Annotated in this window: 6 protein-coding genes; 4 read left to right on the forward strand and 2 right to left on the reverse strand. The window is 62.3% G+C overall.

Translation table 11 applies throughout. The features are described 5' to 3' along the window. The first annotated feature begins 59 nt into the window (after window positions 1-59). From glyQ to gmhB, 3 genes are all read left to right on the forward strand, one after another. Window positions 60-1,016: a glycine--tRNA ligase subunit alpha gene (gene glyQ, locus FHS09_RS11515; protein ID WP_183459996.1), complete on the forward strand. Its 957-nt coding sequence runs from the start codon at window positions 60-62 to the stop codon at window positions 1,014-1,016. Beyond that, entirely contained in the window at window positions 1,016-3,097 is a 2,082-nt protein-coding gene (gene glyS / locus FHS09_RS11520; RefSeq protein ID WP_183459998.1) for a glycine--tRNA ligase subunit beta, read from the forward strand. The genes glyQ and glyS overlap by 1 nt, the downstream gene beginning before the upstream one ends. A gap of 197 nt (window positions 3,098-3,294) precedes the next feature. Next, window positions 3,295-3,843 carry a D-glycero-beta-D-manno-heptose 1,7-bisphosphate 7-phosphatase gene (gmhB, locus tag FHS09_RS11525; RefSeq protein WP_183460000.1) on the forward strand — a complete coding sequence of 183 codons (549 nt, stop codon included), beginning with the start codon at window positions 3,295-3,297 and terminating at the stop codon, window positions 3,841-3,843. A gap of 30 nt (window positions 3,844-3,873) precedes the next feature. Here the strand turns inward: gmhB and FHS09_RS11530 are convergent, their stop codons facing one another. Then, window positions 3,874-7,017, reverse strand: a complete 3,144-nt coding sequence (locus FHS09_RS11530; protein ID WP_183460002.1) for an efflux RND transporter permease subunit — start codon at window positions 7,015-7,017, stop codon at window positions 3,874-3,876. 12 nt (window positions 7,018-7,029) lie between these two features. Beyond that, on the reverse strand, window positions 7,030-8,205 hold the full coding sequence (locus FHS09_RS11535; protein WP_183460004.1) for an efflux RND transporter periplasmic adaptor subunit: 1,176 nt from the start codon (window positions 8,203-8,205) through the stop codon (window positions 7,030-7,032). 452 nt (window positions 8,206-8,657) lie between these two features. On the opposite strand from FHS09_RS11535, the gene FHS09_RS11540 reads away from it, so the two are divergent. After that, window positions 8,658-11,645, forward strand: coding sequence for a S8 family serine peptidase (locus FHS09_RS11540; RefSeq protein WP_183460006.1), 2,988 nt, complete (start codon window positions 8,658-8,660; stop codon window positions 11,643-11,645). Window positions 11,646-11,730: the final 85 nt, after the last annotated feature.

Consider the following 11,730-nt stretch of genomic DNA (forward strand, 5'->3'; position numbering starts at 1 on the left):
CCCGCTGCCGGTATAATTGCGGCCCTTTGCCCAAAGCACACTTTGATCCGGAGAACGCGGTGTCCAAGCAACACGACCTCAGCACCTTCCAGGGCCTGATTTTTGCCCTGCAGGACTATTGGGCGCGCCAAGGGTGCGTCATTCTACAACCTCTGGATATGGAAGTGGGCGCCGGCACCTTCCACCCGGCGACCTTCCTGCGCGCGGTGGGTCCGGAGACCTGGAACGCCGCCTATGTGCAGCCCTGCCGCCGTCCGACCGACGGCCGCTACGGCGATAACCCCAACCGCCTGCAGCAGTACTACCAGTACCAGGTGGTGATGAAGCCGTCCCCGGACAATATCCAGGACCTCTACCTGGACAGCCTGCGCGCCATGGGCGTGGACCCGGCGGTGCACGATATCCGCTTCGTGGAGGACAACTGGGAATCCCCCACCCTCGGCGCCTGGGGCTTGGGCTGGGAGATTTGGCTGAACGGCATGGAAGTCACCCAGTTCACCTATTTCCAGCAGGTGGGCGGCTTGGAGTGCTATCCGGTCACCGGCGAACTCACCTACGGGCTTGAGCGCATCGCCATGTACCTGCAGGGGGTGGAGTCCCTCTACGACCTGGTGTGGACCCGCAATCCGGACGGCAGCCCGGTCACCTACGGCGACGTTTTCCACCAGAACGAAGTGGAGATGTCCCACTACAACTTCGAGCACGCGGACGTGGAATTCCTGTTCGCCACCTTCGACCACTGCGAGCGCGAGAGCAGCCGGCTGATCGAGCTGGGTCTGCCGCTGCCCGCCTACGAGCAGGTGATGAAGGCCTCTCACGCCTTCAACCTGCTGGACGCCCGCCACGCCATCTCGGTCACCGAGCGCCAGCGCTACATTCTGCGCGTGCGCACCCTGGCTCGCGCAGTCGCCCAGGCCTACTACAACGCCCGGCACGCGCTGGGCTTCCCGCTGGCGGCGGAAGAGATCCGCAATGAAGTTCTCGCCCAGGAAACCAAGAAAGAGGAGGTGCAGTAATGGCTCGGGATTTTTTGGTTGAACTGGGCACCGAAGAGCTGCCACCCAAGGCGCTGCGCACCCTGATGGATGCTTTCGCCCAGGGTATCCGGCAGGGGTTGCAGGACGCGGAACTGGAATTCGGCGAGGTAAAGGCCTACGCCGCCCCGCGCCGCCTGGCGGTATCCGTCACCGGCCTCGCCGAAAAGCAACAGGACAAACAGATAGAGAAACTCGGACCGGCGGTAAAAGCCGCCTTCGACAAAGACGGCAACCCCAGCAAGGCCGCCGAAGGGTTTGCGCGCAGCAACGGCACCACCGTCGACCAGCTCAGTCGTGTACAGACCGACAAGGGCGAGCGGCTGGCGTTTGTCAGCGAACAGAAGGGCGAGGCCACCGAGCGCCTGCTCGCCGGGATCGTGGAAAAATCCCTGGCCCAGTTGCCGATTCCCAAGCGCATGCGCTGGGGCGCGCGCCGGGAGGAATTCGTGCGCCCGGTCCACTGGCTGCTGATGCTGTTCGGCGACAAAGTCGTGGACGGCGAGGTACTGGGCCTGAAGGCCGGCAACACCAGCCGCGGCCACCGCTTCCACTGCAATCGCGAGCTCGAGATCCACTCTGCCAGCGACTACGTACAGCAGCTGCGTGATCCCGGCTATGTGATTGCCAACTTCGACGAACGCCGCGAGGCCATTCGCGAGCAGGTGACTGCCGAGGCACACAACGTCAACGGCGTGGCGGTGATCGACGACGATCTCCTCGACGAAGTCACCGCCCTGGTGGAGTGGCCGATGGCGCTCACCGGGCGCTTCGAGGAGCGCTTCCTGGACGTGCCGGCGGAAGCGCTGATCTCGTCGATGAAGGAACACCAGAAGTATTTCCATGTGGTGGACGCAGACGGCCAGCTGCTGCCTTTCTTCGTCACCGTCTCCAATATCGAGAGCGTTGATCCCGCCCAGGTGATCGCCGGCAACGAGCGGGTGATCCGCCCACGGCTTTCCGACGCCGCCTTTTTCTTCGAGACCGACAAGAAAACCAGCCTGGAATCCCGTCGCGAGAAACTCCGCCAGATCGTTTTCCAGCAGCACCTGGGCTCGGTGTACGACAAGACCGAGCGGGTTGCCACCCTGGGCCGCGCCATCGCCGGCCACGTCGGCAGCGATGCCGACCGGGCCGAGCGCGCCGGGCGGCTGTGCAAGTCCGATCTGGTCACCGAGATGGTGTTCGAATTCCCCGACCTGCAGGGCATCGCCGGCTACTACTACGCGGAGAACGACGGCGAACCCCTGGACGTGGCCAAAGCCATGTACGAACAGTACATGCCCAAGTTCGCTGGCGACGAGCTGCCTAAGAGCGACACCGGCACCGTCATCGCCCTGGCGGACCGTTTGGATACTTTGGTGGGTATCTTCGGCATCGGCCAGCCCCCCAGCGGTTCCCGCGATCCTTTCGCCCTGCGCCGCGCCAGCCTGGGGGTTATCCGCCTGGTGGTGGAAAAGAACATCGACGTGGACCTGCGCCAATTGCTGGAACTCGCCCGCGACGGCTACCCACGCACCGCCCTCGGCGAGTACAGCACTGTGGTCGAGCAGACCCTGAACTATATCCTCGAACGCTTCCGCGCCCGCTACGAGGATCAGGGCATCGCCGCGGAAGTGTTTATGGCGGTGGCTGCGCGCAATCTCTCCCGGCCGCTGGATATCGACAACCGGGTACACGCGGTGCACACCTTCAGCCAGTTGCCGGAAGCCCAGGCGTTGGCCGCTGCCAACAAGCGGGTATCGAATATTCTCGCCAAGCTGGAGGGCCCCGCACCGACCGAAGTGGATGAAAACCTGCTGCAGGAGGATGCGGAAAAAGCCCTCTACATCGCGGTTAAGGATGCCCGTACCCAGGTGGAGCCCCTCTACGCCGAAGCGCTCTACACCGAAGGTCTCGCCGGCCTCGCCGGCCTGCGGGAAACCGTGGACAGCTTCTTCGACCACGTGATGGTGATGACCGACGACGAAAAGCTGCGCGACAACCGCCTGGCCCTGCTGGCACAGTTGCGTTCGTTGTTCCTCGAGGTTGCCGATATCTCCCTGCTGGTACCGGCTAAATGACTTTGTGGGAGCCAGCCCTGCAGGGCCAAGCCGCGCGTTTACAAGGCAACGCCTTGTGCGCGGATTGGCGACCCGCCATGGAAGGCGGGACCGGGGCCGGATCAGATGCGACGCTGTAGCGCCATGGATGGCGGCTCCGGCTTCAATACCCGCTTTTTCGCCAGCAGGGCTGGCTCCCACCCCGGTAGATTGAACCCATGGCTTTGATTGTGCTGGACCGGGACGGGGTCATTAACTACGACTCCGCCGACTATATAAAAACCGTCGACGAGTGGGTCCCCCTGCCCGGCAGCATCGAGGCCATCGCCAGCCTCAGCCGCGTCGGCCACCAGATCGTGGTGGCCACCAACCAGAGCGGCCTGGCCCGCGGCTATTTCGACCTGGACGATCTGGAAGCCATGCACGCCAAGATGCGCGCACTAATAGAGGATGCCGGCGGCGAAATCGCCGCGATCTTCTACTGCCCCCACGGCCCCGACGACAACTGCCGCTGCCGCAAACCCAAACCCGGCCTGCTGGACGCCATCGAGGCGGAGTTCGACACCAGCCTGCACGATTGCTGGCTGGTGGGGGACAGCCTGCGCGACCTGCAGGCAGGTTTGGAAAAAGGCTGCAAACCGGTACTGGTCAAGACCGGCAAAGGCGAACAGACGCTGCAAAAGCTGATCGCCGAGCCGGAGCCGCGGCTGGCGGATACCGCGGTGTTTGACGATCTGGCTGGATTTGCCCGGTTCCTGCTGGGCTGACAATTGCCTGTCGGGTTTTCCGAGCGGCTTCTACTCCCCCGACGCAGTACTCTCCCGCAAACGCTCTCCGGGCAGTCGGGCCAGCAGCCAGTTTCGGCCCCGTGCGACACTCGTAGTGATATCGACGCCAATCGCATAGAGCGACGGCACCAATAGCAGCGTTACGAAAAAGGCCACAAAGACCCCGAAGGCCAGCGCCACCGCGATGGGTTGCAGGAAGGCCGCCTGAATGCTGCGTTCCAACAGCATCGGCATAAGACCGACGATGGTGGTGACGGTGGTCAGCAATATCGGGCGAAAGCGCGCGACACCCGCTTCCACGATGGCCTGCAGCGGTTCCATGCCTTTCTCCCGCAGTCGGCTGCAGCGATCCATCAGCACCAGGTTGTCATTGACCACCACCCCCGCGGCGGCGGCGATACCGAAGTAGCTGAAGATTGCCATGGTCATCCCAAGGACCCCGTGCCCGAAAATCGCGCCAACGAAAGCGAAGGGAATGGCGATCAGGATCAGTATCGGCTGGAAATAGCTGCGGAAAGCCACCGCCAGCAGACTGTACATGGCGAACAACGCAATGGTGTAGAGGCCGATCACTTCCTGTATGAATCGCTTCTCGCCCTCGGCCTGGCCCACGGCGCCGCGGATGATGCCCGGATAGCGTTTTTCCCAGTCAGAGAAAAAGTTTTTGTTCAGGTCTTCCATGATCTCGCCGCGGACATCGTCTTTCAGGTCAGCCATCACCCGCGCCGCGCGGTTGCCATTCCAGCGCTGGATGCGCTTGATACCCGGCGCAAATTCCAGTTCGGCCACCGCCAGCAAGGGTATCTGGTGGCCGTCGGCGGTGCGCACCCGAAAGTCTTTCAGGCTTTCGATGGATCGGCGGGAAGCCAGCGGGTAGCGCACCATCACTTTCACATCCTGGCCCGACCGGGGCAGCCGCTGAACCTCTTCGCCAAAATAGGCCTGCCGCACCTGGCGATTGACTTCCGCCAAGGTCAGCCCCAGCCTGGCGGCGCCGGGTTTGAGGCTGATGCGAATCTCCTCCGAGGCCCCCTCCAGGTTATTGCGCACGTCGTAGAGACTCTCGTAAGTGCGCAGTTGGGCTTCCAGTTCGGCGGTGGCAGCGCGCAGCACTTCCAGGTTCGGATGGCGGATGGACAATTCGAATCCGGGGCCGCCGTTGTTGAAAGAGTAATTCACCGAGACCTCCTTGGCGTCGGGAACGTCTCCCATCAGCTCGCGCAAGCGCAAGGCCGCCTCTTTGGCAGACATGTCCCGCACTTCCGGAGGGGCCAGTTGGACGATGGCAATCACGCTGTCCCGCCGGGAGCGGGTATACCAGTTTTCGATCAGCATCCCTTCACCCTGGGTGCGCTGGTTCACCTCTTCCTCCAGGCGCTTTTCCGCATCCTGCAGCTGCGCCAATACTTCCAGCGCACGGCTATAGGGCGCTCCGTCGGGCATGACCACGTTGACAACGATCTGGTCGGATTCGATTTCCGGCATAAAGTTTTTCTTCACCCAGCCACTGCCGAACAGACCGAAACCAATCATGAGTGCGGAGATGAAGATACTCAGGGTCAGGTAGCGCCGATCCACCGCCCACTGGCCGATGCGGCGGTAGTGATTCTGCGCAAAATAGACGATGCCGTCGGCGATCCGCTTTTGTATGCGTCCAAAGCGGCCGAGGCGGGTGCGCGGTTTCAGGCTGCTGAGGTGCGCCGGCAGAATAAACAGGGATTCGATGAGGGAGAACACCAGCGCCAGCACCACCACCCAGGTGATATGCCGGGTGAATTCGCTGGTGGAGCCGCTGATAAAAATCCACGGCAGAAATGCGAAAATAGTAGTGACCACCGCGAAGATGACCGGCTTGGCCACCAGTTGGGTGCCCAGTATCGCGGCATCCACAGCACCACCCAGGTGCTGGTGTTCGGGGTTGTGGGATTCGGTGTGAATGCTCTCGCCAACCACGATGGCATCGTCCACCACTATGCCCAGCACCAGCAGGAAAGCGAAGGTGGAGAGCATGTTCAGGGAAACGCCGACGCTCGGCAGCAGCACAAAGGCACCGGCGTAGGCGATGGCGATGCCCGCAGCCACCCAAAAGGCCACCTTCGGGCGTAGGGTGAGCACCAGCACCAGCAGCACCAGAATCAGCCCCAGCAGAGCCGAGTTGCCGATGGTGGCCATCCGGCCTTTGAATTCCTCGGCGTTGTCGGTCCAGAGCGTGAGCCTGGCGCCGGCGGGCAGGGTCTCGCTGCGCTCGGCGATCCATTTGCGGATGGATTCGGAGGCGGTGACGATGTCCATAACCTCGGTGCTCATCACCTGGAGCAGCACCGCCGGCTCGCCGTTGAGCGTGGCGAGAATTTCGTTGTCTTCGAAGCCGTCTACCACGGTGGCCACATCGCCGACGCGAATGGTGCCGCCATCGGCGGTCTGGCGCACGATGATGCTGGCGAATTCCCGATCCGTGTCCGCCTGGTTGCGCACCTTGAGTTGATAACTGCCCACTTCAGTGCGCACTGTGCCGGCGGACTGATTGAGGGAACTGGCGCGAATGGCATCGGCCACTTCCTGGAATGTCATGCCGAAGCGGCGCAGGGCCAGCTCGCTGACTTCGATGGATACTTCCTCAAAGCGGGTGCCGAACAGCTGCACCACGGAGATCGCCGGCAGGGCGGCGACCTCGTCCCGCAACTGTTCCGCCAGGCGTTTCAGTTCGCGCTCGCCCAGGTCGCCGCGCACCGCGACGCGGATAAACTCCTCGCGGTTCACCCACTGCTGTACCCGGGGTGGTTCTATGTCCCGCGGAAACGAGGAGATGGCGTCCACGCGCATTTTGACGTCGTTCATAAAGCGGGAGAAATCGACGCTCTGCTCCGCCAGGATATATACCTCGCCCCAGCCCTCAGCCGAGGTCGACCGCACCCACTCGATGTTGTCCAGGTCGCTGACCGCCTCCTCAATACGCGCGACTATCTGCTCTTCCACTTCCCGGGGCGCGGCACCGGGCCAGGCGACCTGGATCTGCAGGCCGGGGAAGCGCACCTGGGGATCCATCTCCCGCTCCATAGCACCGAAACCGATGATGCCGGCCACGAATATGCCCACCATGGCGAGGTTGGCGGCAACGCTGTTGCGCGCCCACCATTCGATCAACTTGTTCATGCTCGCACTCCGTTATTGCCGAGCCAGTTGGGTGATGGGCTGAACCTCCATGCCATCCACCACATTGGCTATCGCGGAAGTGACAATCCGCTCGCCCTCCGCCACACCGGAAGCGACGACCACCCGCTGTTCGGAAGTGGACAATACTTCCACGGTGCGGATATTTAACCGATTGTCCGGGCCTACCACGTATACCTCGTCGGCATTGCGCAGGGCGTCCCGCGGCAGTACCAGCGCCTTGTGCGCCTGCACCCCCTCCGCTTCGGCGGAGACGAAGAGCCCCACAGCGAGCGGCACCCCCTCGCTGGCACCTTTCCCGTAGGGGTCCTGCACTTCGGCCACGGCGTAAATCAGCCGTGTCTGTTCATCCACGGCCGCTTGGGTGCGCACGATGCGTCCCTGCCACTGGCGTCGCTCCCGGCCGACCTGGGCCGATAGCGTCACCTGCGGCCCCGGATTTCCGCCAGTGGCCACGAAGCCCATGGGCAGGTCCAGTTCCTGCAATTGCGAATCCGTCAGTGGCAGGCGCACTTCAACACGGTCGGTGGCGAACACGCGTCCCAATGGCGTGCTCTCCGTGACAAACTGACCCACCCCCACATCCCGACTGATGACGCGGCCCTGGAACGGCAGTTTGATCCGTGTGCGAGCCAAGTTCAGTTCCGCATCCGCAAGTGCCGCCCGGGCGGAGCGCATCCTGGCTTCCGCCTCGACCACCTGGGGCCGGTTTACCTGTAGTGGGGTGGGCTCCCGGTCGGGGTTGATGGATGCCCATTGCCGGCGTTTTACGGCGGCCGCCGCGCGGGCCTGCTGCAGCAATACTTCCGCTTCCGCCACATCGGCTTCCGCGCGGGCAAGGGCCAGGCGGTAGTCGGCATCTTCCAGTTGTATCAGTGTCTCGCCCGCCTCAAACCCCGCGCCTTCCGCAAAATTTTCCGCAATGGCGACAATCCTGCCAGCCACCTGGGGAGTCAGGTCGATTTCAGTGTGGGGCCGCACTTCACCCTGGGTGGCGACTGCCAGATGCACGGTCTCCTCCCGGGCCTCGGAGTAGAGCAGCGATACCAGGCGTTGCTCCTCCTCCTTTTTTTCCGGCGCCGGCTTAGCGGCAATCATTATCTGTACAGCGCCAAAACCCAGCGCCAGCACCAGAACGGGCGCGGCGGTTTTTAGATATTTTTTATACATTCGTCTCTTCCTGATTTACGAAAGTCGCCAGTAGCGGCCGCTGACATCGAGTGAGCCCGATAAGACCACGATACTCCGCGTTGCACATGGACCGAAAGCCAAAAAGTCCGTTCAGCAGCAAGCCGCTTAGCGAACCGCTCAATTGACGCCTTGGGGCCGCGTTTGGATGCAGGCAATTCAGCAGAATTGACAGGCCTCACCGATAGAAGACTAATCCTCCGCCAACGCATTGAATTGCGCGCCCCATTGCAGTAAAAGCACAGAACGGGAAATAAAAATCCGCCAGCTCACCCATAACGAGTATGAGAGCTACGGAGGAAGGGTTGATGGACTGGCCCGCTGTACCGAGTGAAACCAGCCATCTTTAGCGTCGGTTGTTGTTTTCTCCGAATTGCCCATGCCATCGATCGCTTCCGTTTCCCCAACGGAAATCCAACATGGGACAATCCAAAATGAAAATAATCGCTGTATCCACCCTGCTCGCGGGGCTGCTGCTGAGTGCCGGCAGCTTCGCCGAGCCCGGCAAGGCGTCCTTGACGCCGAAAGCCGAAAAGAGCCACAAGGTCTATATCGTCCAACTGGCGGATAAGCCGCTGGCGGCCTACGAGGGCAGCATCCCCGGTCTCGCTGCCACCAAGCCGTCGAAAAATCAAAAGATCAACCTGCAGAGCACCAATGTCCGAAACTATGCCGGCTTCCTCGCGTCGCGCCGCCAGCAAGCCATGGCCGCAGTGCCCGGCGCACGCAAGATCTATGACTACAAAGTAGCCTTCAACGGCTTCGCTGCGCAGATGACCGCCAAGGAGGCGGAAGCCCTGCGTGCGCGCAAGGATGTGCTCGGTGTCTGGGAAGACCGGCTGCTCAAGCCGCACACCAATTCCACCCCGGACTTTCTCGGCCTCACCGGCATCCACGGCCCCTGGCTTTGGGGAGTGACCGGCGAGGACGTGGTAATCGGTGTGATCGACAGCGGCATCCACCCGGAGCACCCGAGTGTGGCAGATGTCCCTACTCGGAAAAGAGGCGATCGCGGCCGCAGGATTCCCTACGATGCAGCACCGGAAAGTTTTACCGGCACCGGCTGCGATTTCGGCAATACCGACGCCAATGGAGAAGACCAGCCCTTCGAGTGCAACAACAAACTGCTCAAGGCTCAGTCCTTTTCCGACGCCTTCCTGAACTCGAACACCCTGGCGGACTATGAATTCCTGTCCGCCCGCGACGCCGACGGCCACGGTACCCACACCGCCACCACTGCCGGCGGCAACTACGGCGTAGAGGCTGAGATCGACGGTGAGCCCGCGGGAACTGTCAGCGGTATGGCACCGCGCGCGCGCATCGCCGTGTACAAGGTGTGCTGGGACGCACCGGACCCGGACGACAGCGGCTGCTTCTCCTCCGACTCCATGGCCGCCATCGACCAGGCGGTAGCCGACGGCGTGGACGTGATCAACTTCTCCATCGGCGGCCCCAGCACCACTTTCAACGGCCCGGACGATATCGCCTTCCTGTTTGCCGCCGATGCCGGCGTCTTTGTCTCCGTATCCGCAGGCAATGAGGGCCCCGGGCCGGAAACCATCGGCACCCCGTCCGGCGCGCCCTGGGTAACCTCAGTGGCTGCCGCCGAGGACGATGAGAGTTTCGGTACCGGCCTGCGGGTGGAGGCGCCGGCGGAAATTGCCGCCACCTATGAAGGCCTGGAAGGAAGTGGCCCCGTCTCCCTGGCCGATAGCGGAGCCATCTCTGCCGCGGTGGTGGCCGCGGAACCGCTGGAAGCCTGTACACCATTGGCCAACGGCGACGCCATGGCCGGGCAGATAGCGCTGGTGATTCGCGGTGGCTGTTCCTTCAGTACCAAGTACAACGAGGCTGCCGCCGCCGGTGCCCTGGCTATCGTCGTGTACAACGACGGCACCGCACCGGACCGCGTAGACCCGCTGGTGATGTCGGCATCGGACACCACTATCCCCGGCATTATGATCCGTTATATGGATGGCGCACTGATCGCCGAAACCGCCGATACCGCCGGCACCCTGAGCCCGGAAATCCAGATAGCGCGGGCCGATCGTATCGCCGAGTTCTCCTCCCGCGGCGCCAACGCCGGCGCGCCGGATATCATCAAGCCGGATGTGACCGCCCCCGGCGTGGGCATCATCGCCGGCACCAGCCCGGTACTGAGCGGTGGCAACCTGTTCGATTCAAAGAACGGCACCTCCATGTCCAGCCCCCACGTCGCGGGCATCATGGCGCTGCTGAAACAGGTCCACCCGGACTGGACCCCGGCCATGGCCAAGTCCGCGCTGATGACCACCGCGCGTACGGATCTGCGTAAGTCCTTCGGACCGGAAGCTGCCAATCCCTTTGATATGGGCGCCGGAATGGTGCAGGCGACTTCGGCGCTTTTCCCCGGGCTGGTGTACGACGCAGGCCTGGTGGACTACTTGGCCTTCCTGTGTGGCGCGGAAAATCAACCGGAGTTTGATTTTATCGACTGTGACAGCCTCGCATCGCAAGGCTATTCCTTCGATTCCAGTGATCTCAACCTGGCGTCTATCGGTGTCGGCGAGTTGATCGGCAGTCAGACCGTTACCCGCAAAGTGACCAACGTGGCACCGGGTACCGGCTGGTACTGGGCCTGGGTGGACGCGCCGGCGGGGGTGGATGTGCAGGTGAGCCCGCGGTTTATGCACCTCAGAGAAGGGGAAACCGCCAGCTACACCGTCACTTTCACTGCCACCGACAGTGCGATACTCGGAGATTGGGCCTTCGGTTCCCTGACCTGGAGTTCCCTCGCAGGCTTCCACTCAGTGCGCAGCCCCATCGCCGTGCGCCCGGTTCCCCTTGCGGCGCCGGTGGAGTTGACCGGCAGTGGTATTGAAGGCTCTCTGAACTTCGACGTGCAGTTCGGCTACAACGGCGCCTATCAGGTGAATATCAATGGCCTCGCCGAAGGTGTGCCTTTCCCGGGCGCAGTGGAAGACGGTGGAGACAACCTGATCTTCTTCGATATCCCCGAGGGCACCAACCTGGCCCGAGTGGCTTTGTTCGATGAAGATGTGGGTGCTGGCGATGGTTCCGACGACCTTGACCTGCAGGTATTCGGCCCCGGACCCGATTTTCCGTTTGTAGGCAGCAGTGGAACCCCCACCTCGCAAGAGGAAGTCAATATTCCGGCACCTGCAGCCGGTCAGTACGCAGTATTCGTGATTGATTTTGCCAGCGCCGCAGGGCCGACTCCCTATACTCTGTTTAACTTCAACCTGACTGGCGACGCCGGTAATACCGTTATAACAGCGCCCGCTGCCGAAGTCGGCAATACCGGCAGTGTCGAAGTGGAATGGATGGGCCTGTCTCCAGGTACCCGTGCGCTGGGAATACTCAGCCACGGCGATGGTGAACAGACTTTCGCAGAAACCGAGTTACTGATTAACACCCAGTAATTCCACAACGAAAAATCCCCTCTGGTCGCAGAGGGGATTTTTTTGTAGGCAATACGAATCACTTTTTAATCTCAGGAGCCTGCTT

Source organism: Microbulbifer rhizosphaerae, assembly GCF_014191725.1.
GTDB lineage: Bacteria > Pseudomonadota > Gammaproteobacteria > Pseudomonadales > Cellvibrionaceae > Microbulbifer > Microbulbifer rhizosphaerae.